Source organism: Paenibacillus sp. FSL R7-0312 (genome assembly GCF_038004445.1).
Classification (GTDB): Bacteria; Bacillota; Bacilli; order Paenibacillales; family Paenibacillaceae; genus Paenibacillus_AQ.
The window spans coordinates 1,610,013-1,633,710 of record NZ_JBBORE010000001.1 but is presented as its reverse complement, the minus strand read 5'-3'; the positions used below and the strand labels follow the sequence as shown (position 1 = coordinate 1,633,710).

Genomic DNA, 23,698 nt, shown 5'->3' with positions numbered 1-23,698 from the left:
CCTTCTTTCTGCCAGTTCATTTCTACAGGTTCCAGCCCGGAATTTTGCGCAGATCCCCATCCCAGATCTGCACCGTGCTCTTCACCGGAACGTTATCCGGAGAGGAAGCTGTATGAATATAACACGAATCAATGCCGATCATGTCCGCTCCGGCAATATCCGTACGCGGATCGTTGCCGATCATAATTGCCGAACTTAGCTCGGCCCCATAGTTATCTGCTAAATACCGGTAAAATAGCGGGTCCGGCTTGCTTACGCCGGCTTCAGAGGAAATGGCTATCCCATGGAATAAATGCAGAATGTTCAGCATGGTTAATTCTGCCTCAATGAAGGTCTTCTGGCCATTCGAGAGCAGATAGACCTTCTTGCCGCGCGACCGCAAGGTCCGGAGAATCTCCGGGACTCCGTCATAGAGCGCGATATGGTTCATGGATAAGGTCCGCAGCCAGCGGACAGTCTCATGCAGCCAGGCCTGCCCGGGGTTCCCCCCTAAGTCGCGGGCTACGGCACGGAAGACCTCTTCCATGACGAAATCGGGAAACTGGCATTTCTGTGCAGCGGCTTGAAGCTGACGGTCACGCTCCGCAAGGAAACGGGACTGCAGATCCGCACCTTGCGTGCGCAGCCCGTGATAGCTGAAATGAAGCGCCAGCCGCTCCCATACCCCGGGATGCTCTTCATCTGTCTCAATATCGATTAAGGTTCCATAAAGGTCAAAAATATAAGTCTGGTACATAGACACACGGCATCCCTTCCTATTTGGTCCGGCCCAGCTTACGGGCCACGATGAGAATAAGCAGTAGGGAGACCACGATAATAATAAGGTTGAATCCCCATTCACTCTGGAACCATCCGCCTTGTGCCGGTGACTCTGACAGTACCTCAGGTATCATATTCTCTGCACCAAGCGTAGCTGTGACCCGCTTGTCCCCGGCAATCTGGTCTTTGAAATTAATAATATCATACTGCGGAGCAAGTGCCAGGGCATTGCCGTAGATCAGCGAATACGGTCCCGACTCCTGCTCTCCTCCCGCAAAGACAAGGCGGTCCACCAGATATTCTATTTTCAGGCCGTTAATTGATATCGGGGTATCATCCAGATTATAGATTATAATCCGCAGGGCAGCCGAGGAGGATGCGTGAAGCGGCTGGATGTCCGTCCGTGAAATCCGGGTATCCTTGAAATCGAGCCGGTACAGCTCCCCGCTGCCCGCCACCGGCAGCCTTTTACCGTCACTGTCATACAGCTCATACCGCCGCGAGAAATTCCCGGTGCTGCCGAGTGTCAGCCTGGCAATCTTCAGTCGGTCCTTGTTGTTGATGACGATCTCTGTGCGGTTCTCCACCCGGCTGATCTCATACTGCGGCGTCTTCTGCCGCATGAATCCGGCCATCTTCACCTCCCGGCTGCTGTCCACCAGGGTCAGGCCGGGGAAATCCAATCCCTCCGGATTACTCTTTACTACAAGCCGGTAAAAGCTGAACTTGTAGCTGCCTTCCAGCTCAATGCTGTCCGCACTTAACCCGTTCGTAGCGTACAAATCCCCTTTGGCCAGCGGCTCCCAGGCATTCCCGTCATAACCTCCCCACACCTCCACATGTTTCAGGAAAGACTCATCCGGAAGCTCAAACACCAGCTTGTTTCCCTGAATATCCACATGCTCGGCAAGCGGTGTAATCCGGTAATCCAGCAGGGTGTCCGCTCCTTGATCCGCCCGGCGGATCAAAATCGATGAATAGGCAGTGCTGCGCTCCTCCACCGTTCCCTCTCCGCTCTCCAGATAATAAGGAACCGGCTCGCCGGTGCTGCTGGTAATACGCAGATCGCGCAAATCCTCCGCTGCCGATCCATACACGCCTTCATCCAGATATACCTCATAATAAGGGGCCGGCTCAGGAATTCCGATGGCCCGCGAGAACTTCCACTGCCCGCTGTCAGCCTTCTCCGCCAAGCCAGTTGCCGCTGCCGTGCCCTCCGCCGGATAAGCGGAGGTGAACAGCAGCAAGCCTCCCAGCACCGCGAGCAGCACTGCCGCCCTAGCTCTCCGGCTGGTCTTTCTCTGCGAGCGCATAGGCTTCCTCCATTCTGGCCGATACCCGCTGATATAGATACGAAATCCCCAGCAGGCAGAGTCCGAAGCTGAAATAAGCGATGATCTTGCTGCCGGTGTTCAGCAGGGTCAGATCATAGAGCAGCAGCTTGCCGGTTGCCAGCAGTGACAGGCCCAGCCCGAAACGGCGGATGTACAAATACCGCCTGCGAAACCCGTACATAATGAACAGCACCGAGAGCAGCAGGTAGACCAGACTGAACGCCAGTCCGCCATCATGCAGCCGGATCTGCACACCAAGGAAAGCAGTAATCATCACCAGCAGATAGATGCCCATAGCCACCGGGACCAGCTCCATATTCTTGTAATCGCGCAGGAGCGTTGTCCGCAGCAGTCTTCCGCCGCTGAACCACACGAACAGATTGAAGAGGATAAGCAGACCCAGCACCAGAAGATCTGCCCCGGAGCTTCCGGACAATCCACCTTGCAGGCTGGGCATCCCCAGCGTAATGCCGATGCAGATAGCATAAGTGATCCCGTACATCAGCATAACCATGTAGCCGACCACCGCATCATAGAGCACCTTAACCTTCGGCAGCCCATAGGCAAGGCCGGCCGTGAGCATGGCTGCCAGCAGCAGCTTGTAGAATGTACTGTGCGCCATATTTTCCGGAACTGCCCGGTCGTACAGACGCAAGGCTTCATACACCAGATATACATAGAAATTCAGGATCGCCGCATATTTGAACCAGACTACACCCTGCACCTCGGCAGGTGAGCTGCGGAGCAGAAGCTCCTCCCGGGAATGGCGGACCGCATAGAACAAGGCTACCGTAACCATCCCCGCAGTAATAAAGGTATATTTCAGCTCGAAATACGGATTGCTGTAGATGACCACTGGGCTTAGCTCGGATATCCGCAGCAGCCCGTCAATGCCGAAGAACGTCCCCAGGCAGAGCAGGAGAATCCCCCAGCCCGAGCGTTCCACCGCCTTGAAGCGGTACAGCTGGCCGTAGACCGTCAGAACCACTCCCTCAATCAGCCAGCCGATGGACCACCAGGCCGTTCCTAACTGGAACGGGATCATCAGTACGGCAAAGGTCAGAGAGGTGGCGTAGAAGAGCAGTCTGCTCTCCCGTTCCTGCGGCATCCGCTTCTCCAGCAGAACGCCAAGCCCCAGGTACATCAGACAGAAGAACAAGGCAAGCGCGCCCTTGAACTCGCCCAGACCTGCATCCAGGAAAAGAATATACAAGGTTACGCAGCTGATGGCCGTATTGCAGCCCAGCAGGCAGAAATCCAGCCACGCAAGCTTCGACTTGTATTTGAACGGGTACCAGAGTGTGATGCCCAGATACATGACAAAGGTCAGTATAGCGCAGAGCATGCCCGCTGCATTGCTGTCCGACAGATTAATCAGCAGCAGCATGGAGGGTATATTAAACAGGAAGCTGATGTAATTGACAATAACCCAGCGCTTGCGCAGGGAGACCAGCAGAATGAGCAGGTTCAGCACGAACAGATACCCCATAGCCGCATACACTGCGCTGCCTTCCAGCCCGAACGCCCCTATATAAGAGAACAGCGGCAGATAACCGCCGACAAGCCCCATGGAACAGATCGTGCGCGACTCATAGCGCAGCGATAACAGCACAGCGGATAGAGTGACCAGTACGGATAGACCGATCCCGGCCCATAAACCGATAATCTCCAATAAAAAATAGCTGTAAAAGATCGAGCCGTAGAGTACGGATACCCCGCCCCCGATCAGACCCAGGGCAAAGACTCCTCTACCTTTGCGGAACAGCCACTCGCCGCTGCCCAGCATGATTGCACCTAGCAGAAAGAAGGCGCTGCCCTTCATATAATCATTGAACCAGGTGGAATAACTGTATCTGAATCCGGCCCCCACTGCCAGAATCAGCAGCAGAATCCCCAGGCGGTTGATCCAGTTCAGCCCGATCTTCATTTCAATCCGGTTCTGCTTGCGGCGGCGCAGCAGCGTCTCCTCACTGACCCCCTCAGCGGCAAAGACATCCATACGGCTGTCAAGCGCCCCTGTCAGTGACTGCTCCACCTCACGCTGCCGCTTTCTGCGCAGCAGAATACTCTCATTCAGCTTCCCTTGCACTTCCCCCAGCATGGCGGCTATCTGCGTCTGGTCTTGCCCCAGCTCAGCTTTGGCACGTCTGAACGTGACATCAATACGCTGCCTGGTCTCCAACTCGAAGGAAGTCAGCCTGTCGAGGTAGGCATTATTCTGCGAGCCAAAGTAGGTCTGCAGCTTCTGCCGCGATACCCGCAGAATGCCCAGCTTCTCTTCCAGAATCTGCTCACTCAGTGCCGTCCGCAGCTCGGAGTTATCCTGCCGCAATATAGAAGCCTGAATTTTCAGTTCCCTGAGGATCAGCTTGTTCTCTTCATTCTCCTTCTTCAGCGCTTCGTTCTCATGAACCAGATCGCTGCTCTCATATTCCTCAATCAAAGCCTGGTATTCTTTCAAAAGCCCGTCCTGCTGCTGCTGTACAGCCCTCAGCCGATCTCTGAAATCCTCCATAGCGCCCCCCAGTGCCTGCTATCAGCAATTGTTAATATTTTCATTTTACTATATCTGCCCAGGTAATCCAGTGCAACATAATGCGTCCAACCAGCGTTAGAGAAATAACACATACTTACCTACTGACATACCCAAAGGAGCTGTCCCATGAAAACTTCTCTCAAAACAAGTGCAGCGCTCCTGACGCTGTCGCTGGCCCTCACTACCGGAGTGGTCTCCGCTGCCCCTGCAGCAACCGGCTCGAACCAGACCAAAGCAGCCCAGAACAAAGCCGGCGCCTCATTAAGCGCATATGCCATTGCCATTAACGGCACAGCCATCACCGAGACCGGCTTTCAGCCTTCGGGCACCAAGGAGCCGCTGATTCCGCTACGTACCGTCGCTGAGTCACTGGGCTTCAAGATTACCTGGAACATGGCAACCAAAGCTGCCGACTTAAATAAAGGAAATATATACACAACTGTGAAGAACGGTGAAGACCGCTATGTGATTAATAAAATGTACACCTCACTCGGAACCGCTCCGCTGACTAAAGCAGACAAAATGTATGTCCCCGCATCCTTTGTAAGTGAGGTACTGCATCAGACCGTTAGTGTGGAGGGGAACAATATCGTGATTACTTCAGCCGTAGAGCATGTCCTTGAGACCGGCGTCATCACCGCCATCCGGAATTCCGGCGGCAATTCCTCCATTCAGATTAAGGGTACCGGAACCGCAGGGCTCGTACTGAATGTCAGCGGAGATACGTTATATGAGAAGACCGACGGCACCAAGCTGTCCTTAGCCGATCTCCAGATCGGTATGACGATAGAGGCCGAGCACGCAGTGTTCTCCACCCGCAGCCTGCCGCCGCAGACGCCCGCTTACCGGATAACTGTCCAGGATACCAAGGCTCAGGCCGATATGCTGGGTACGGAAGGCACACTTGAAGAGATCATCAGGGCCGAAGACGGCTCACTCAGCCTCCGCATCAAGGGCAGCGCCCTCAGCGACCTGTCGCAAAGCGAGATCGTGCTTCGCCTGACGGAGGATACCCTGCTGGTGAACGGGAGCGGAGAAGCTGTAGAACCATCTGCTCTGGTGCAAGGCATTACGGTTATGGGCTTCTACTCCCCTGTAATGACCCGGAGTCTGCCGCCAATCGGAACCGCGCTCAAAATCGTTGTGCAGGCCGTTCAGCCTTAAAGAATATTATGCCTATAGTTCAATAGAAAGCCCCCGGCCTCTGCATCGGCAGAAACCAGGGGCTTTGCTGTATGATGTCCGGGTAACCGGCTAACCCTTGGCCGCCTGCCGCACAGCGGGCTGGCGGCCGAGCGTGACTCTGTTCTTGCCCCTGGCTTTGGACTGATACAGCGCTTCGTCCGCCTCGCGGTATAAGTCCTCGAAGGTCACATCGCTGCGCTCGGTGAAGGCTATGCCAATGCTGACAGTCAGCTGGATGCTGTGCCCCCCGTCAAGCAGGACGATGTGCTCGCCCAGGGCAGCGCGGAAACTCTCCGCTTCTCTCAAGGCCTCAGCCTCGCTGCCGGCAAAGAAGCAGACCGCGAACTCCTCGCCCCCCACCCGGCCGGAAATTCCGTTATGTTGGTACACCTTCATAATCTTCCGGGACAAATCTACCAGCGCCAGATCTCCGGCCAGATGTCCATATGTATCATTAATTAACTTGAAATCATCGATATCGAACAGCAGCAGCGCCATTCCCGCCCCGTGCTGCGCGGAATAATTCTGCACCAGCCGCATGAAATGCCTACGGTTGTACAGGCCGGTCAGATCATCAACGGTAGCCTGATGCAGCAGCTCGCGTTCGTACCTCTTCTTCTCACTGAGATCACTGAAGACCATCAGCATACCTGTGGTTTCTGCGCGGGCCCGCTCTGTGGCAATCAGTGCGACGCCGAAACAGGCGCCGTCCTTACCGGAAGGCTCGATCTCGAACTGACCTTCCAACCGTTTGGTATAATGGTCCGAAATCTGCCCGTACTGCTTCAGTAGCAGATGTATGCTTCGGCCCCTCCAGGTCTCCGCCTTCTCCTCCAGCAGCCCGGAGAGCATCGCATCCGCGGCTTCATTGACATCAATAATATGGTCATAGCGGTCCGTCAGCACAATGCCGTCTTTCATATTCTCGAAGATTTTATTCTTGGCAAGCGGATATAAGGATAGCCGCGGATCACGGAACAAGGAGAGGTACGCCACGATGATGGGCGGAAGATAGGTAAATGCAGTGAACCCGGTAATCGTAATTTTGAGCAGCGGAAGCAGAAAGACCGTCAGTACCGGAATCACCAGCCCGAGCAGCAGCATCAGATTACGGCGGAAATAATATGCCGGAGCATTCAGGAGGGAGATCGCCAGTAAATAGACAGCATACAACCCGAACAGCTGGTCATACGCAATAAGGATCATACTTAACACCGTAGGCTTCACAGTAATTCCGGTAACACCTGCCACGGTTGCGAGCCCCACCTCGCTGCGCATCAGATGATGATAGGAATCGGTGAAGATCAGCACAACATCGAGCACGACCGGAATACAAAAGAAAATAAGCCTCTTGGCCAAACCCTCAGAGGAACGGGATACATACTCTTTAATAACGGCATAGGTAAAGATCGTACTCAAAAAAAGCGGGCCCTGCTGCATGTTCTTCCACCCTAGCTTGGCTTGAAAGGAATCCGACAGAATCTCTCCGGCCGTAGCCGCGAATATCAGACTGACCAGCAGCATCAATATCCATAAATAGCATCTTCCCGGTGTGTGGCGGTGCTTGAAAGAACCGATGCCCATGTAGAGACTTAGAACGCTGCCCATTACTAAATAAAACGGATAACCCTGCATCCACGGCATGTCATATTTCTCCTATTTTTGAGATAACTTTGCCTTATTATATCCTACTCCTTCGTACAAATGAATCATTCTTCCAAAAATACTACCTGTACCCAAAGTATAACCGTCCGTCCGCCGTTTCATGGAGATGCCTGAACATACACGAAGACCCTACGGGCAGCCCGTAGAGTCTTCAAAAGGTGAGAAGCGAATTTATAGTTATGCAGGATTCCAGTTGCTAGGGTGCTAAACCGGAGTAGAATCGGCGTAATCTCGATCTTCTCCGTCTTTTCAAGTAGTACATGGGTTAATCAACTACCTTTCGGAAAACACGCAGGCATGCCCTTCCAAACGTCTAATTGATACCTTCCACTTCCCACCTAAGCATTAATACCCGCAATGCAGGCCGCTTAAACAAGCGTACATAAACAAAGAGGATACTCCTTCACCATCTGCATGGATGCGGGAATATCCTCTATAGTAGGAATACCATTATTTCTTCTGTGCCAACCGTTGTTTGAACTTGTCAACACGGCCGCCAGTTTCGGTATCTCTTTGTTTACCTGTGTAGAACGGGTGGGATGCGGAGCTGGAGTCTACACGGATCACTGGATAAGTGTTGCCGTCTTCCCATTCCATCGTTTCACCGGAAGACTTGGTGGACGAGCTCAGGAATTTGTAGCCTACGCTTGCATCGAAGAAGATAACCTGGTTGAACTTAGGGTGTATGCCTTCTTTCATTGTAATAACCTCCTTTCCGTACTAATACAACTTCTATGGTATTATGAAGCCATCTCTTGGTCTATTTAAGAATTCCGGTTAGACGAAGGGAGATGCGTAAATCTTCCGATTTTTACACGCCATACTATCATACGTGAAAGCGGGCCGTGAGTCAACCTTTTGAACTGGAAAAAAGGCAGTTTGTCCATCGGTTATCCACCATCTGCAACCAGGCTGTTTCCCTCCGGCTCCGGGATATACGTTAGAGCGATTTCACCATTCCGCCGTCGATAAGCAGGGATTGGCCGGTAATATAAGTATTGGCAAAAGAACCGAGAAATACTGCCGCTTTACCGAACTCCTCCGGAGTTCCTGTTCTGCCGAGCGGAATCCCTTTCAGCGCCTCCGCCTGGACCTGCTCAAGCGAAGTCCCCACCGCTTCCGCCCGTTTGCCGTCGAGCTGTAGAATCCGGTCTGTACCGATGCGTCCGGGCGCCAGACTGTTGATCAGAATGCCTTCGGGCGCAAGCTCCGTGGCCAGGCTCTTGTTCAGCGCGTTCACCCCTGCGCGGAACACATTCGAGAGAATCAGCCCCTGGATCGGCTGCTTGATCGAGACCGAGCTGATGCTGACAATCCGCCCTCCGCCAGCGCTGCGCATATGCGGCAGCGCTTCACGGATCAGGCGGACCGTGCTCATCAGCGTAAGCTCGAAGCCGCCGCTCCAGTCCGCGTCGGCCATATCCCCGAAGCTGCCGCCCGGAGGCCCGCCGGCGTTCGTGACAAGCACATCGAGGCCGCCTCCGAATCCGGCGGCCGTCTGGACCGCCCGTTCAATATCCTCCGGGCGGGTCACATCCATCTCTGCCACCGCTACCTCTTGCCCCGTTGCTTCAAGTATTGCCAGCCGCGCCGCTTCCAGCTGCGCGAGGCTCCGGCTCGCGATCGTTACCTTCGCTCCCTCACGCGCGTATTCTAGCGCGGTAGCCAGCCCCAGCCCTTTGCTGGCGGCAGCCACCAGTACCGACTTTCCCTCAAGACCCAAATCCATAATGATGTCCTCCTGTCAGAATGGTCTCAAACATGTAACCTTACTCTGCATTATACATCGTACTCCAGCTGCTTTTTAGCCTGGACAATGAAATCCAGTGGATTCTCAATCTTGTCCGCCTCATACTCCACTGCCCCAATCTTCAGCCCCAGGTTCACTTTATACTTGCCGGAGAACTCGGTATCATTCAATTCCTGCAGCCGGAGCTTAATCCGCTCAATGACAATCTTGGCCCCTTCACGGTCTGTGAAGAGCAGGAGCCCCCAGGTGGCGTCCTCCTTGTCCAGCAGATACAGCGCGTCATTGGTGCGGATACTGGACTGGCTGAGCTGGGAGACATCATAGATCGCTTCGGACAGCTGCTCTTCCGGAATCAGACGGCGGATCTCATTCCAGTATTTCACCTTGACGACAAGCAGCGTCAGCGGAATGTGATACCGTGTCGATATCCCGGTGAACAGGCTGGCATCCTTCTGAAAAGAAATACTGTTACGCAGATCCGTATTCTCATCCACGGCGGCAAGATTGGCCGTCCGCTTCTGCAGGCGCTCATTCTCGGCCTGCAGCTCACGGCTGCTGGACGTGAAGACCCAGAGGACGACTGTAATCAGTGGAGTCATAATTAGCCAGAAGTACGTATTTACGCCAATCGATGCCCCTTCGGACACCGTTTGATAGACCACGAAGAAGCCGTAGCCGAAGATAAACGCCAGATTCAGCGTCAGTCCCGCAGTTACCGTGGTGAAATACGTGACCAGCGCCAGCAGGAAGGCCACATTCAGAATAATGATGTTCTGGATATAGTGATCCGGAGAGCCGGCAATGAATACGGTGCAGGCAAACATCAGGACCAGGAAGGCCAGAAACCCGAGATCAGAGATTAGGCTGCTGCGGTTACGTCTCACGCTTATCACCACGTTTCTTCATATGTTTGCGGAGCAGGAGCAGCAGCGATACAATGACCAGCGTGATCATAAGAACAGCCGCAACCACAAAGCCCAGCACATCTGAACGCTCAATAATCTGCGCCACTGTTGATTCTTTCGCCGCGCCTGAGAGGGTTTTGAAGCGGTACGCATGAACCTGGCCGTCTTTATCTGCAGCCACACCGTCCCCGTAGACCTTCCAGCGGTCTTTCTCGCTGGCAATCAGCTTCGAGACCAGGTAGTAGCTCTCGGAGCTGACCGCTGTAACCGCAAGCAGGCCCCGTCCGCTCTCGTAGGGTGAGTCCAGCAGCTGCAGCGTACCGATGCCGGCCCCGTACTCCTCCTCGATCGCTATTTTCTCATTGGACAGCAGGGTCGAGCCGTCTTTGTTGTATTTGAAGAAGAGCTTGTCGTTGTTGTCGCGGATCACCTTGTTGTTCTTATAAGTGCCGATGGCAATGATGTTGTTGTCCTTCAGATTATCCGCAGCCACATCATCGCTGTAATAATGGACATCGCCGGTGTTGCCTCCGGCGTATTGGCCAAGCATGTTGAAGATATTGCCCAGACTCTTATAGGCATAGTCGTCCATCTCCTGCGGCAGAACGACCGCTACACGGTTGAAGATGCCGTCCCGCAGGAACGGGTACGGATAGTTGCTCAGCAGCAGCTCTGTGCGGTCCTTCGTGTTCAGGCGCATCATCGATTCCTTGCTGATATATGCCCAGGGCATCTGCTCCGTATTCGGTGTACAGATGGCATTCGCCATCTCCAGATCAAAAGCCACCGTGACCGAGAAGTTGCCGGAGATGTTCAGGCTCTGCGGCACATCCAGAGTCAGCACATCACCGTCAGCCAGTTCCTTCGTCAGCTTCTTGCTGCCGACCGGCGTATTATTGATGCTCACCGTCACCAGTGAGCGCTCAAAATCCAGATTCCCCGCATAGCGGAAATCGAGGCTGATTTTGCCGTCATCCGCAATCGAGCGGTTGGACGGCAGCGAAACGAAATAAGTCTGCTCCTGATGATTCGGTCCGGTCAGCTTATCCCCAGTCTCTGTGAATGTAACATTCGAGCTGATGGGCGGCGCCGGGTCTGCTACAGCGGTAGCATCATCCACTAGTTTCAGGTCTTCGCTGCTCTGGCTCAGCAGCTCCCCGCTGGCCATGAAGCGTCCGGCCTTGATCAGCAGGCTCTCATCCCTGGAGGTAACCACCAGCACCGGTGAGGAATCCATGTTCACCAGCTGGATCACGGCATGGGTGCTAAGATCAGCTGTAGTGCTCACCAGCTTCTTCAGCGGGCCCGGCAGATGATCATACATCGCTACCAGCACTACTGCACGCTTGTCCTTCAGGGCTTCCTCACGGTAGGGCAGCAGCGGAATCGTCTTATCGTTCAGCGTATTGCCTTTGGCGAAGCCCGTCAGGGCGTAGGTAGCGCTCTCCAGTTCAGACCCTGTGGCATTCTCCGGCACGGCCAGCAGGCTTTGTCCTCTTTTCACCGTATCCATCCCTGAGAATCTGGCACTGAAATCGGCAATCCCGCCCGTTATCGCCTTAGGCACGTACTTCACGGATATATTGGAGGTATTGAACAGATGCAGCCAGTTGTCCTGCGTATTGTCTATACTGCAGAGCTGATAATCCCCCGTATCGGTCTTCAGATTCCCCTGAATACTTAGTGTGTTGCTGCCTTCCTTAAGGAAGCCCTTGGGCGCTGGAACGCTCAGGCTCTGCTCCCCGTTATTCTCAGTAGACGGTCTGAAGGAGTAGAACGGAATGCCGTTAAGCGACAGTGTCACACTTGACTGCTGGTCCGCATTAATCTGTGACACCTGAAAATGCAGCCTGATGTTCACCGCCTCGACGTTCCAGTAATCCATGACTGTGAAATACTGCTGCTGGGAACTTGTGCCCGTCAGAGAGATCTCACTGCCCGTAAATGAAGTCTCGTAAGTCATCGTGGCGTCACCGGGAAGCACTGCTGCTGCCAGTGCCGCAGGAATTTGAACCAGGAAAAGGGAGAGGCAAATCAGCCCTATCATTATCTGTTTTTTCATCATGTTCCGTATCTCCTGTATCGCTTATTTCTTCTCCTCCGGCGCTTCAGTAACGCTCGGTTTTGTACCATTTGGCTTCCCGTTTGAAAATGACGTCTTTGAGATAGTTATACAGTCCGTAAGCGGCAACCACCATCCACAGCTGGCAGTACGAAACATACATCAGCAGAATGATCCACAGGTTCGACAGGCTCATCTCGCCTTTCTCCGTTGTCAGCGTAACGAAGATTCCGACCACGAATAGAACAATGGCGAGCAGCCACAGGAAGCTGCTGAGCCCGGCAATGGTCGTATGGACGTACCCCATCGCATGAAGGACAAGCAGAACATCAGAGGTGACCAGCGAGATCAGGAGCAGGAAATAGATCGAGACATAATACAGGATATCGAAGCGGATCTTCGCCGCCTTCCGGTCGAAGAGGAGCGGAAGATTCTTCACAATGACATAGATATTCCCCTTCGCCCAGCGTGTCCGCTGCTTGAACCAGACCTTCACCGTCTGCGGCTCCTGCTCCCAGGTGACCGATTTCGGCTGGAACTTGATCCGGTACCCCATCATATAAATGCGGAAGCTAATCTCCGTGTCCTCGGCAATTGCCTTGACATCCCAGCCGCCGATACTCTCTACAATAGACCTGCGCATAATGAAATTCGTTCCCGGAATCGTACAGAGCTTAAACAGCTTCCAGCGGCCGGCTTGTGCCATCCATTGAAACGACAGCGTCTCAATATTAATAAACCGGGTCAGCAGGCTTGCATCGCGGTTGCGGGTTCTGAACTTGCCGATGACTGCTCCCAGGGTGGAGTCATTCATGATCTCAGCCACAAGATAGCGCAAAGCGGTGCGTTCCGGTGTATTGTCAGCATCATAGATGGCAATGAGCTCCCCCTTGCTGCGGGTGAAGCCAATGTTCAGCGCATTGGATTTTCCTTTGCCGCCGCTAATAGCATCCGTATTAATGATGATCAGATTGCGCTGCGGATTCCTCTGCTGGATATCGCTAAGCAGCTCCGCGCTGTTATCCGAGGAATTATCGTTGATGACGATGATCTCATACCGGTCATGCGGGTAATCGAGCGCCAGCAGGGATTCCACCGTTTTGCTGATGACCACGCCCTCGTTATGCGCAGGGACCATAATCGTCACCATCGGATACTCACCCCTGATCTCCGGCACTGCCTTATTCTCAGTTTCAATATAGTACAGGTAGCCCGCTATAATCAGCGCTACATTCACCAGCAGCAGTGACCAGATGCAGATCACCGCAATGACCATCAGCACGTCTGAGACCGTCATATTATTCTCCTAATGTTGTTTGATTTTTCCGGATTCCTTATTTCAAATATTTCCTCCGGTACAGCCTGTAGCCGATCGTAAGCAGCCCTCCGAACAAGAGCAGTGCAATCAGGATCACAATAATAAAAAACTGGTTCTGCACGCTGAACAGCCTGTTGAAGCTCGTAGCCTGCTCCTCCTGGTACTGGTAATCGGCTGCGACTGTCTGCGGGGTATAGTCGACGTTCAGATTGTTGCCGTTGATGTAAATTACCCCATCCGCTGATTCGATGGTGTTGATATCTGTAACAACGTTATGGGCCTCCCGTTTATAGTCGGCGAACGTATACCACTCTTCCTCCAGATTCTGCATCAGACTGTCCAGTGCAGCCTCATCCTCAGGCAAGTCGACAGTAACTGCCGCATTCAGCGGAAGCTCCGGCATCGCCTTGCCGGTCCTGCTGATCCCTTGCAGGAATTCCAGTGGGAGGCTGTACAGGGTGGACGGGAAGGTGACCGAGGTATCCGTCTGTTCCATATATCTGGCTTCTTCATCCGCATAGAGTACCGCCGAGTCGAAGAAGCCCATACCCGCCGTAGAATACTCCTTGTCATACGTCCAGTAGCCTTCTGCAGCCATACCCAGCGGAGCTACACCGCCCTCCGCCAGCACATTGATGAAGCTGTTCATCTTGACATGCAGCGACCGGTCACTAAGGCTGATCGGCGGTCTGACCGCCGGAGCATTGACAACAATGCTCCCATTACGGGACTGCACCGTTCTCAGGGCTTCCAGATACCGCTTCATCGCCGGAAAATCCGTATTGCCAAACACCGGCCGGACACTGGCGATGAATGGAATTCCGCTCTGATACAGCTTGTCTGCCGTTTGCTCAAGCAGCTCGAGATCGGAGAAGGGATAGATCTCCTTGAGCACCAGATACGTACGGGGCCGGGCGGAGGATTTCAGCCAATCCTTCAATACATATGCCGCGGCCATGCTGCTTAAATCGCCAGGCTTCAGATAGGGCATATAAGTAAATTCGCCGCGGCTTACCGCGTAGGGCATTTGCACCCCGCCATCTTCAAAAGACCACCCGCCGTACGTACGGCCGCCCTGTGAAGCAGTGATATAAGGCATTTCTTCCACTTCCAGCGGAATGCCGGTGAATCCGCCGATGGAGAGGCTTGCGCTGGCTCCATGCCACACGTCTGTCTTCAGCTGCATGGCCTGCTGCACCCGGTCCGGCGGCTGGTATCCGACATACATCACCGACCCTTTATAGCCTGCTGCGTCCTGCAAGTAAGCCCTATTCGTAATCTTCAGCTCCGCACTGTTAATGACGGTGATCATTCCGGAGTAGGCAGACAGGCTGCCTTGCTCATAATCGGATATATTCTTAAGCGTAACCTGTGTACTGTAAGCGGCAAGCAGCCGCTGCAGCTCTGCCACATTCCCTTCCTTCCCCGTGCCCCTCGCCAGGCTGTCATAGAGCAGCAGAATATGCTGCGCAGCGGCAGGTGACGCGGCGGCGGAAGCAGCCGGGGCGGAAGCAGCCGGGGCGGGCAGCAGGAGATTCCCAGCCAGGAGCAGCAGTAGAACGATGATCCCTCCGCGTTTCAAAGGCTCACCCCATTATTCAGGGCAGCATATTCTGGGGCCGGCACGGAAGGCGGTGCAGCCGGCATGGATTTCCGGGAGGAGATTCCGCGGCCAATGACGCTCGATATGACCTGGAAAGTGATCAGGTCAAAGGCTAAGGTAAACAGGAATTCATGCTTCGCAATATCGGCATCGCCGGCTCCGATAATGGAGACTACAATGCCGGACAATCCGACAAGCATTGTAGCCAGAATCACGAACAGCCGCTGCATTCCCCGGTAGTCCCGCACCCGGACCGCGCTCACGAAGGAAGGCATATAGACACCTGTAATCACAGCCATCCAGAGGAGGATGAAGGCAAAGGTGCGGGGAGCCAGCTTCTCCTTCAGCGTACTGTATACATTGAAGAAATGACTCTGCGCCCGGAACTCCTTGCCAGCAGATTTCTCATAATTTCCCATCGCCGCGGGCTTGATCGTATAGGCGCTTTCGGCAGCCGTATCGAGAATCGAGCCCAGCTGGTCCGGATGCGTAACATAATATTTCAGAATCGAGATGAAACCGTATTGGCTGTAGAAATCCTTTTCCAGCAGATCCGATTTCACATCCACGGTCCCGTATTGATCATAATAGGTATTCTCTTTGAGAATTGCGTACTGTTCATTAATCCCGAAGGATTGAAGCGCGGTCTCCGGATTCTCTGATTCCATTAGCACTCCGCGGGTCATGGCATGATACTGGTTAATATTCACGAACTCTTTGGAGATATTAAGATAGGTGGCAACACCGGCGAACATCATCAGGGCGGCGGACAGGAGCGTGACCCAGCGGAACAATTTATCCCGGCGGATCCAGACAAGTGAGATAGAGAGCAGGGAAATCACCATGCCCACAGGAGCATTTTGCTGCTTGGAGGTCGTTAGGATCAGCGTGCTGACCAGAAGTACCGCCAGCATGGCGTAATCGTTGTATCGTTTTCGGTACAGCAGCAGCCATGAGGCGAACACCAGAATCATCGTGACCATTACCAGGCTTTCGCCGAAGAACGAATTGAAGTAGGCGGTATACCCCGTGTCCCCGAAGATAAAAACTGCCAGAACCGCAACAATCATCCCCCGCTTCCGGGACATCTTGAACGTAACGGCTTCAATGAGCAAGTAGACAGCAGCTACATACAGGAGCGTATAGATCGCGGCCTGAAACCGGATATCGAACACTTCCTTGCTGAATACCAGCTTATTGACGAACAGCGCCAGCTTGATAAACAGGGACTGGGAGGAGACCAGCATCGAGCTGTTCTCGTTGTAGTACTGGTAGATTCCAAACTGCTTGACGAAATACCCGAAATACTGGCTGTCATAATCCGGGAGGTTGAAGTACAGTCCATTGCTATATATAATCCGGAAAAAGTCACCGTTATCTGCCATTCCCACATAGGGAGCGGTAAAGAGCGCGATGACTGTTACGAGCAATACGCCAAAAGCCGCGGCAAACGCTGGGGTAATCCGAAGGCTGGCAAGGGTTATGCCGGGCCGGGTTGATGTTTTCACTGGGTTGTCTATCATACGGATTCACCTTCGTTACTATTGTTGTGGGTTGGAATAGGAATAAGCGAGGAGCGCCATCAGGTTGTCAAAAGAATACGCCTGGCCGGCAGCCTCATCACCGAACCCGCCATACAGCGGACTTGCAGCATTCACGGCTCTGAATTCATTCATCCGTTCAATACTGGATGTGTAGAGAGACTGATCGCCCAGCACAGCGCCGATCATGGCCGTGAGCGCATAAATCGCCGTAGAACGGATATCATTCGTCCGCTGGCCGTCACGCGTATACTGCCCGTACAGTGTGCCCGCCGTAACCTGCTCTTTGATATAACGGATGCTCGCCGGCTTCTGCCGGTTGCTCTCGGTCAAATGAAGAATGGTAAGCAAAGATTCTACTGTGTTGATATGTTCGGAACTGTACTGGCCTGTCTTGTAATCAAATCTTGTCTCATAGAACGGGAAAGAGTCGGACAAATATCCGTCTTCCAGAATTCCGCCCATATTATTCAACAATATACCGCTTAATTCGCTAGATATCGACAATTTTCGCAACACACTCAGATCAATATAACACAAAGTTACGAACCCGTTGGTGGTTTTGAAAATATTGTCATAAAAATCATACATGTATCCATCTTTTACATTATTATCATAGAATCTTCGGCCATATTTATCGGCTGCTTCCGTATACTCAGGCTGATTAAATACCTCTCCTGCTTCATACAGAGCGCCGATCAGCCGCAGGTCGTCTACCGCTGCATTGACGGTGTATTGCTTCTGTTGCTTAGGACTGAACCTGTAACTGAAGCCGCCCTCCATATCGAAGGTATCGCGGGCCAGCGTCCACTGCTGGTCATATCTCTTCTGATCTCCGTTAAGCACGGCCGCCCTCATCAGAAGAGAAGCCGATTCGCTCAGAACCTCATGGCCTGTAGCCATCTCTGCCGATTCGCCGGTTTCCTGCAAATTCGTATATACCCCGTAGGGGCCAGTGAGCTGCGTATCTATGAATTTCAGTAATTGCCGTACTTCACCCGCTGTGTCAAGCAGCGGCTCCTCCGGCACGTTCGTTCCCGCAGGAGTAACTGCCGGAGAAGAAGTAGCCGCGGATGGTACGGGCCGGGCCTGATTACCGCTGCATGAGGTGATCAGAAGCAGCGATATTCCCAGTGCAGCAGCCTTGCTGAGTGTACTCCCCAATTCATCACATCCTTAAAAGACAAGTCTTTATATTGGCCATAATAATATAACGGTAATTTATGTCACATTGTTTACTATTTTATCAAACATTATGTGTCTAAATCATAGATAATTCCATTTATTCAAATAAAAGCAGGGCTGCCTGGATCAAATCGACCCAACCAGCCCTGCTTATGTTTACAATATACTTTAGCCTGTTTTAATTCTCCGGTAAGTCTCCTCATCGGCAACAATATAGAGTCTGGCATCGGCCGGAATCGGCTGCTCCAGCTTACGGTTAATGCCGAGGTCACTGCGGTCGGACAGCAGGGTTGCTCCCTGCCGCAGCAGAGCCTGAAAGGCGTCACCATAGGTATTCCAGGCACTGCTGCGCGGAATCTCATAGATATCATCGCCATGCTGGCGGCTGAGCAGTTGGGTGATCACTTCAGAATTGCCTTCCTGCAGGGCAGATCTTACCGCGAGTCTGGAGATGGCATCATGGGAGAGCACGAACTCGTTCACATGAACATGCTTGAAGTTCTGAATGTTCTTCTCCTGCATGATTTCTACGGTGGTATGTACTTGCGGGGCGATCCGTTCAATACTGGAGGCGATCAGCAGCGTCTTGCCGTCGCTCAGCGAGGCCTCGTCTATACGGGTATCGCTGAACACGATCGCCGCTCTGGCGCTCCCGATGTTCGCCTTCAGCAGAATATCATCACTGGAAGCATCCCCGCTGATGAAGTGAACCTGCTCCAGCTGTTCCAATGGATGCCGGCCGTTCTCATCAATGATCACGATCTTGCACTTGGCGTCATAACACAGAATTTCATCCACAGCCGCCTGCGTTTTACGGCTCCAGTTAATCAGTATGACATGATTATGCCCGTGAAAGTTCAAGGTTCCGGCTCCTCTCCTGCGCTGCATCTCTCCCATGGCATCGATAACCTTACCGATGACCAAACTGAGCAGTCCGATGCCAAAGATATATATGAATATCGTAAATACCTTACCAATGGCTGTAGTGGCGAAATAGTCGCCGTAGCCTACAGTAGCCATTGTGGTCATTACCCAATAAAAGGCGTTGAACCAGTTATGAAAAGTGTCCGGCTCCAGCAGGAACGCAGTGGTTGCACTCAGAATGATGAATGCCAGGATGATCAGAGCTATGGACTTCTTCTTTAGATGCAGCAGCTTGCCGGAAATTCGGATTAGAAAATGCAATGCTCATCCCTGCTTTCGGGTAGTTAGCTTAAGCCGGCCGGGCAGCTGCCGCCCCAACATCCGAGGTACGGCAGCTGCCCTGCTGTAAGGCCGGTCCTTTTAAATAATCAGGCTGCTGACCGCAAACGCTGTTCCGACAAAGACCATACAGAGTGTTACGCCTACCGCAACATTCCCTTTCTGCAGCTGCTCCGAAATCCGGAACCCGGGAGTGAACAGCTCAAAGATCCAGTAAGAGGCAACCAGGCACACATACCCCACCGCGAACCAGAGCATCATGAACCAGATGGAGGTATTCGTATAGGCCGCCACACCAAGAATGATCGCCGTGGCCAGAAACTTGCCGCCAAAGGCCAGTGATACCGCGACATTCCCCTTCTTCAGCTCCTCCATGTCTTTAAAAGGCGTCATCAGGGTGAATACAACCATACCCAGCACCTGAAGCAGAACAATGGTCAGAATACTAACCACCAGATTAATAACAATCGTCAATTAGCCCACCCCCGGAATTTCGCATAGGCCGAATCATAGTCGGCGAAATCATGTACTTCCTCCAGCACTACGGAGGCTGTCTTTTGTTTCTCGAGTGCTGTATAGCGCTTGTCGTCAATCGGCTGCTTGATCCGGTTGCCGGAAGGCAGCTCAAGTACGGCAAAGTTTCTGGTTTTATCCTGATACTGGGTTTTGTATACCCCGACAAGATCTACATCAGTTGTGATCGATACCTTGAGATTAGCCAGATCCTCCGTTGCTGTCTTCTGGTCCCCGTATGATTTAAGCGTAGTCCAGGAAGACAGCTTGATATCGTTCTTCTGATCGGCATCTGTCACGAGCTCAGCGTCCATGAACTGCAGCGTCCATATGGTATCGCCTGTAGCATAATTGCCGTCGTTAGGCAGCAGCTCATTATCCGGCAGCACGGTCATGTCGCTGCCGATCAGATCGCCTACCTTGCCTTCGACCACCCGGTAATCCCACGGTACCCGCGATACACTGTCCGTTGTTTCGGTATCCGTATGAAACACACTGTTACTGTTTCCTGAGCATGCGCTTAGCAGCATGACTGCCAGAAGCAGCATTGCGGTCAGCGCCCCGCCCCTAATTCTGCGTCCGGCGGCACGTCCCTCTCTACCCTTGTTCATCTTCAAGCCCCCTCACTCCTAGCGCGATAAAATGACTGGCATTGCCTGTAATCGGTCCGCCAGCCCTGCCGAGCAGACCGCAGGGCTTCCCGTTAATCACGAACATGCCGGTCAGCAGGTGAAGCTCTCCTTCACTGGTCTGAATCCGGGCCATTTCGGCTCTTTTTTGATAGACCACCGGGAACAGCTGGCTGCTGTCATAGCCTTCTTCATCCTCTATTTCAAGCGTACCGCTGTCATCAAAAATCCGCACGGACCCGCCTTCCCGGCCGAAGACAGACTTGGACACAAAGCTTTCGGAGAATACCGCCTTATTATACGTAGGCAGTATGTAACGGGAGATGACCTGACGTTCCTCTTCGCTGAACAGCAGGCCCAGCTCATACATCCCCCATACCGCAGCAATCAGCCCCTTGGATTGCAGGATGATGCTGTGCGGACCGTTGAACAGCTGGAGCTTCCCGGTCTCGATGGCGTAGGCCAGGGCGTCGCCGCCTTCATCCACAGCCATCCACTCCTTCGGATAGAGCGCGAACATCCGCTCAATGATCCGGTCCTCTGCGTCCTTCACTACACCTTCATCAATCCACAGGTCCAGGCAATCGACGCAGCGGATATCCAGTCCGCTATGTGCTGCCAGTGCATCTATCGTTCCGGTATCCTCCTGATGGCTGCCATAGGCAACACAGGCTGCCGTATCCGGACGTTCAGCGCCCCAGGCGGCAGCAAGCTGCTGCTTCATTGCGGCATTGGCATTCCCGATACCTGCCTCTGCGCAGATCCACGGCGTAGCAATAGAGGCCTCCACATAGCCGGTCGGCGTATCGGCATTCAGCTCCAGCAGCTTAATCGTCCCGTCTCCGGCTACAGCAAAATCAAACCGGGCATACCGGCTAATCAGCCCCGGCTCAGGCATTGGGCAGTCGTCGAGCATCTGCCACAGCACCGGGGGAATTCCCAGCAGATCATACAGGTCATGCTTAAGATGGACGTAGCGGACCGCCTTATCCAGAACCATCCACAGTCCTGATGAGGCATCCTTCAGTTCCCGGTAGGTCTCTCCGCGCATTACAGCTATCGCATCCAGCCAATATTCCTCTTCCTCCAGGTCAGCCCAGGTGAAGCCCAGCTCATGCAGCTGCTGTACCCGGGGTGCCCGCTCCAGAGCGGACTGGTCCAGATATTCGAAGACGCTCTCTGCCGGAATCATCCGCCGAAGCCGCTCTTGCTTGAGCTTTTGCCGGAGCTTTTACTTGAGCTGGACTTCGAAGTCGAGGAACTTGATTTGTTCGAGCCCAGCCCGCTGGAGGTGCCGCCGATTCCGCCTGATTTCGAAGAGGTGTTCCTTCTGGTGATGGAGCCGGTCGATGAAGTCGAAGTCTTCGGTTTCACCACTGATCCGGCTACAGGCTTGTTCTGGAAGCTGCCGCTGCTGTAGGTTGGTGGCTTATAGGCAGTACGTGTGCCTCCGTAATAAGTCGGCCGGTCATTGTACCAGCCTCTTGAAGAGTAGAACGAACCGCTGTTGAACAGCATGTGATACAGGAGCAAATCATCCCAGCCGAATCCCGAGTTATAACCGCCATAGTTGTTAATTACCGTTGTCCCGCCTGATGTTACCGCTCCCTGCCCTTCCTGGACAGTCTCCTCCCGATTCTCATCCGGATATGGAATATTCCAGTCAACATTCTTGTCGAAATAATTCTTAACTTCCTCGGTAGACCAGGATACCAGCTTCGGTTCATCCCCCGTACCGCCGGTACTCCCGCTGGCACCAGCGCCTCCGGGAATAAATAACGCATTGGCCAGCAGGGCAATGCCGAGCGAGGTCGACAATACGCGGATCGGCTTGCCATCAGGGGTGAACAGCCTGCTTACAGCAGGTTCTTTAACATTTTCGTCTTTTGCCAACTTGGGCCCTCCTTTCCTGATAATGTTCCTTAACCTTCGGTACGCATCGGAACCAGCAGAAGCTCAAGCTTCCCTTCGTCCACATTCAGCCGGCCCTCTACAGCCTCGAACTCACGGCCGCCTACGACTATATAATTCACATGCTCCAGGGCCGTGATCATGTTCATGCTCCAGACGCGCTCCTCAATAATCTGCAGGTCTCCTTCCGGCATCTTCTCAAACAGGATGACCTTCATTCCATTATCCACACCATACCAATCCCTTCTGAACACTCTTATGCTTCTGATACGCTGCCGCTATTATTTCGTTTCAACTCGCGCAGCCTGGAATATCTGTACCCCAGCACTCCATCCCTATCTATATTATCTGTTCAGGCTCAACTAAATTCTATGCCTAACAAATAATAATGGCAATGTCCTTAGGATGAATACCACCGGCTGATTTATAGCACCTTCTGGACCCAGTTGTCTATGACATGATCCGGCTGGATGCCTAAATCCCGCTGTAGCAGTTCTTTATACTTATCGTAGTGTTTCCTAAACCCGATGAAATCTCCCAGGTCGGCGTAACTTCTCAGCACCAGCCGGCAGATTTGATCGGAATACGGGTCTAGTGCCTGCAGAATCAGCAGCCTGTCCAGTGCCTGCCGGGGACGTACGGAGGATAATTCATATTCGGCCGAATGCAGCGACATGCGGATAAAGCGGATCTGCAATTCCTTGCGCCGCGTTTCTGCCCAGTCATAATGATGTTCTTCCAGATAGTCTCCGCGGTACAGACTCAGCACCGCTTCTCTGCGCGCCCATTCCTCTTCCGATTCCACAGAGGTATTGCAGTATCCCAGCTCGAATTCTTCCAGATCGAGCAGCACATTCTCCTTGGTCAGCCTGTAACGCTCCTGCGAGAACTCAACCCGCACATCCATATCCCAGGCCTTAAGCAGCTTACGGATATGGTACACCGTTGTGTGCAGGTTGGTTACTGCTTTCTCCGGCTTGAAGTCCGGCCAGACCCAATCCACAATGGTATCCTTAAGAATCCATTGGCCGCGGTTATGGAGCAGCAGGGCGAACACTTCCTGCGCTTTGCTGGTTCTCCACTGCATCTTGCGCCCAGGCTCCGTGCTGTCCATGAACTCCAGACGTTTGAAGCAGAGAATCGAGAGCTGTTTGACGGCAGCTGCAGGCTCCGGGAGCGCCTCCACACGCGCTTCATTCTGCTCTATGCGAATCTCTAGGCGTTCGAGCGTTTTGCTCAGGCGCTGGGAGGTTACCGGCTTCAGCAGATAGTCGGCGGCGTTCAGTTCAAAAGCCTCAATAGCATACTCACTGTATGCTGTGATATAGACAATCCGCGTGCTCCGGTCCAGACTGGCTATATACTCGCCGGCTTCCAGCCCGTTCATCTCAGGCATACCTATATCCAGGAAGACGATATCCGCCTTCTCCCGCTCCAGATGCTCCAGTCCCCGTCTTGCCGAAGTATACTTGCCGGTAATCTCCAGACGTCCGTCTTTCAGGAGCAGGCGCTCCAGATGCTGCAATGCAGGCTTTTCATCATCGATTAGTATCGCTTTCATTGAAAGGACTCACCTCATGTCATCGTTCTCGAGTGTCG

General features: G+C 53.2%; 20 protein-coding genes. 1 reads left to right on the top strand and 19 read right to left on the bottom strand.

The window, feature by feature from the left end; genetic code table 11:
- Nucleotides 1–22: 22 nt before the first annotated feature.
- Genes MKX70_RS07115 through MKX70_RS07105 form a run of 3 tightly spaced genes read right to left on the bottom strand, consistent with a single transcriptional unit; the run spans nt 23 to nt 4,608 of the window.
- Complete coding sequence (locus tag MKX70_RS07115; RefSeq protein WP_340841628.1) at nt 23–736, bottom strand: HAD family hydrolase; 714 nt, start codon at nt 734–736, stop codon at nt 23–25.
- A 19-nt stretch (nt 737–755) separates the two neighbouring features.
- Nucleotides 756–2,072 (bottom strand): hypothetical protein, encoded by a 1,317-nt coding sequence (locus MKX70_RS07110; RefSeq protein ID WP_340839764.1) that lies wholly within the window; start codon nt 2,070–2,072, stop codon nt 756–758.
- Nucleotides 2,038–4,608: a DUF2339 domain-containing protein gene (locus MKX70_RS07105; RefSeq protein WP_340839763.1), complete on the bottom strand. Its 2,571-nt coding sequence runs from the start codon at nt 4,606–4,608 to the stop codon at nt 2,038–2,040. Before MKX70_RS07105 ends, MKX70_RS07110 begins: the two co-directional genes overlap by 35 nt.
- A gap of 147 nt (nt 4,609–4,755) precedes the next feature.
- Here MKX70_RS07105 and MKX70_RS07100 point away from each other — a divergent pair, with 147 nt between their 5' ends.
- Nucleotides 4,756–5,793, top strand: coding sequence for a copper amine oxidase N-terminal domain-containing protein (locus MKX70_RS07100; protein WP_340839762.1), 1,038 nt, complete (start codon nt 4,756–4,758; stop codon nt 5,791–5,793).
- A 90-nt stretch (nt 5,794–5,883) separates the two neighbouring features.
- Here the strand turns inward: MKX70_RS07100 and MKX70_RS07095 are convergent, their stop codons facing one another.
- The 16 genes from MKX70_RS07095 to MKX70_RS07020 form a co-directional block, all read right to left on the bottom strand.
- Entirely contained in the window at nt 5,884–7,458 is a 1,575-nt protein-coding gene (locus tag MKX70_RS07095; protein ID WP_340839761.1) for a sensor domain-containing diguanylate cyclase, read from the bottom strand.
- 471 nt (nt 7,459–7,929) lie between these two features.
- Nucleotides 7,930–8,178: a type B 50S ribosomal protein L31 gene (locus MKX70_RS07090; RefSeq protein WP_039304788.1), complete on the bottom strand. Its 249-nt coding sequence runs from the start codon at nt 8,176–8,178 to the stop codon at nt 7,930–7,932.
- 241 nt (nt 8,179–8,419) lie between these two features.
- A complete protein-coding gene (locus tag MKX70_RS07085; protein ID WP_340839760.1) occupies nt 8,420–9,208 on the bottom strand; it encodes an SDR family oxidoreductase in 789 nt (262 codons plus the stop codon).
- A gap of 50 nt (nt 9,209–9,258) precedes the next feature.
- Nucleotides 9,259–10,113 carry a diguanylate cyclase domain-containing protein gene (locus MKX70_RS07080; protein ID WP_042240708.1) on the bottom strand — a complete coding sequence of 285 codons (855 nt, stop codon included), beginning with the start codon at nt 10,111–10,113 and terminating at the stop codon, nt 9,259–9,261.
- Nucleotides 10,103–12,199, bottom strand: coding sequence for a cellulose biosynthesis cyclic di-GMP-binding regulatory protein BcsB (locus MKX70_RS07075; protein WP_340839758.1), 2,097 nt, complete (start codon nt 12,197–12,199; stop codon nt 10,103–10,105). Before MKX70_RS07075 ends, MKX70_RS07080 begins: the two co-directional genes overlap by 11 nt.
- A gap of 43 nt (nt 12,200–12,242) precedes the next feature.
- The gene (locus tag MKX70_RS07070) at nt 12,243–13,493 is read right to left on the bottom strand and encodes a glycosyltransferase family 2 protein (protein WP_042240711.1); all 1,251 of its coding nucleotides are present in this window, start codon (nt 13,491–13,493) and stop codon (nt 12,243–12,245) included.
- 37 nt (nt 13,494–13,530) lie between these two features.
- The gene (locus tag MKX70_RS07065) at nt 13,531–15,096 is read right to left on the bottom strand and encodes a hypothetical protein (RefSeq protein WP_042240714.1); all 1,566 of its coding nucleotides are present in this window, start codon (nt 15,094–15,096) and stop codon (nt 13,531–13,533) included.
- Entirely contained in the window at nt 15,093–16,640 is a 1,548-nt protein-coding gene (wsfD, locus tag MKX70_RS07060) for a glycan biosynthesis hexose transferase WsfD (protein ID WP_340839757.1), read from the bottom strand. The genes MKX70_RS07065 and wsfD overlap by 4 nt, the downstream gene beginning before the upstream one ends.
- Nucleotides 16,641–16,658: 18 nt before the next feature.
- Complete coding sequence (locus MKX70_RS07055; protein ID WP_340839756.1) at nt 16,659–17,822, bottom strand: hypothetical protein; 1,164 nt, start codon at nt 17,820–17,822, stop codon at nt 16,659–16,661.
- Nucleotides 17,823–18,011: 189 nt separating this feature from the next.
- Nucleotides 18,012–19,028 carry a potassium channel protein gene (locus tag MKX70_RS07050; RefSeq protein ID WP_340839755.1) on the bottom strand — a complete coding sequence of 339 codons (1,017 nt, stop codon included), beginning with the start codon at nt 19,026–19,028 and terminating at the stop codon, nt 18,012–18,014.
- Nucleotides 19,029–19,127: 99 nt separating this feature from the next.
- Complete coding sequence (locus MKX70_RS07045; RefSeq protein ID WP_042240724.1) at nt 19,128–19,520, bottom strand: DUF350 domain-containing protein; 393 nt, start codon at nt 19,518–19,520, stop codon at nt 19,128–19,130.
- Nucleotides 19,517–20,170: a hypothetical protein gene (locus MKX70_RS07040; protein ID WP_042240727.1), complete on the bottom strand. Its 654-nt coding sequence runs from the start codon at nt 20,168–20,170 to the stop codon at nt 19,517–19,519. The genes MKX70_RS07045 and MKX70_RS07040 overlap by 4 nt, the downstream gene beginning before the upstream one ends.
- Nucleotides 20,157–21,380 carry a glutathionylspermidine synthase family protein gene (locus tag MKX70_RS07035; protein ID WP_042240730.1) on the bottom strand — a complete coding sequence of 408 codons (1,224 nt, stop codon included), beginning with the start codon at nt 21,378–21,380 and terminating at the stop codon, nt 20,157–20,159. The genes MKX70_RS07040 and MKX70_RS07035 overlap by 14 nt, the downstream gene beginning before the upstream one ends.
- The gene (locus MKX70_RS07030) at nt 21,377–22,081 is read right to left on the bottom strand and encodes a hypothetical protein (RefSeq protein WP_340839754.1); all 705 of its coding nucleotides are present in this window, start codon (nt 22,079–22,081) and stop codon (nt 21,377–21,379) included. The genes MKX70_RS07035 and MKX70_RS07030 overlap by 4 nt, the downstream gene beginning before the upstream one ends.
- Nucleotides 22,082–22,110: 29 nt before the next feature.
- The gene (locus MKX70_RS07025; protein WP_042243779.1) at nt 22,111–22,317 is read right to left on the bottom strand and encodes a hypothetical protein; all 207 of its coding nucleotides are present in this window, start codon (nt 22,315–22,317) and stop codon (nt 22,111–22,113) included.
- 206 nt (nt 22,318–22,523) lie between these two features.
- Complete coding sequence (locus tag MKX70_RS07020) at nt 22,524–23,660, bottom strand: response regulator (RefSeq protein ID WP_340839753.1); 1,137 nt, start codon at nt 23,658–23,660, stop codon at nt 22,524–22,526.
- Nucleotides 23,661–23,698 lie beyond the last annotated feature (38 nt).

Excerpts from the sequence above, each read along its gene's own strand:
- MKX70_RS07020 (WP_340839753.1), bottom strand. The coding sequence starts at position 23,660 with ATGAAAGCGATACTAATCGATGATGAAAAGCCTGCATTGCAGCATCTG.
- MKX70_RS07085 (WP_340839760.1), bottom strand. The coding sequence starts at position 9,208 with ATGGATTTGGGTCTTGAGGGAAAGTCGGTACTGGTGGCTGCCGCCAGC.
- MKX70_RS07040 (WP_042240727.1), bottom strand. The coding sequence starts at position 20,170 with ATGAACAAGGGTAGAGAGGGACGTGCCGCCGGACGCAGAATTAGGGGC.
- MKX70_RS07100 (WP_340839762.1), top strand. The coding sequence starts at position 4,756 with ATGAAAACTTCTCTCAAAACAAGTGCAGCGCTCCTGACGCTGTCGCTG.
- wsfD (WP_340839757.1), bottom strand. The coding sequence starts at position 16,640 with ATGATAGACAACCCAGTGAAAACATCAACCCGGCCCGGCATAACCCTT.
- MKX70_RS07115 (WP_340841628.1), bottom strand. The coding sequence starts at position 736 with ATGTACCAGACTTATATTTTTGACCTTTATGGAACCTTAATCGATATT.
- MKX70_RS07095 (WP_340839761.1), bottom strand. The coding sequence starts at position 7,458 with ATGCCGTGGATGCAGGGTTATCCGTTTTATTTAGTAATGGGCAGCGTT.
- MKX70_RS07025 (WP_042243779.1), bottom strand. The coding sequence starts at position 22,317 with ATGAAGGTCATCCTGTTTGAGAAGATGCCGGAAGGAGACCTGCAGATT.
- MKX70_RS07070 (WP_042240711.1), bottom strand. The coding sequence starts at position 13,493 with ATGACGGTCTCAGACGTGCTGATGGTCATTGCGGTGATCTGCATCTGG.
- MKX70_RS07105 (WP_340839763.1), bottom strand. The coding sequence starts at position 4,608 with ATGGAGGATTTCAGAGATCGGCTGAGGGCTGTACAGCAGCAGCAGGAC.
- MKX70_RS07090 (WP_039304788.1), bottom strand. The coding sequence starts at position 8,178 with ATGAAAGAAGGCATACACCCTAAGTTCAACCAGGTTATCTTCTTCGAT.
- MKX70_RS07075 (WP_340839758.1), bottom strand. The coding sequence starts at position 12,199 with ATGATGAAAAAACAGATAATGATAGGGCTGATTTGCCTCTCCCTTTTC.
- MKX70_RS07035 (WP_042240730.1), bottom strand. The coding sequence starts at position 21,380 with ATGATTCCGGCAGAGAGCGTCTTCGAATATCTGGACCAGTCCGCTCTG.
- MKX70_RS07110 (WP_340839764.1), bottom strand. The coding sequence starts at position 2,072 with ATGCGCTCGCAGAGAAAGACCAGCCGGAGAGCTAGGGCGGCAGTGCTG.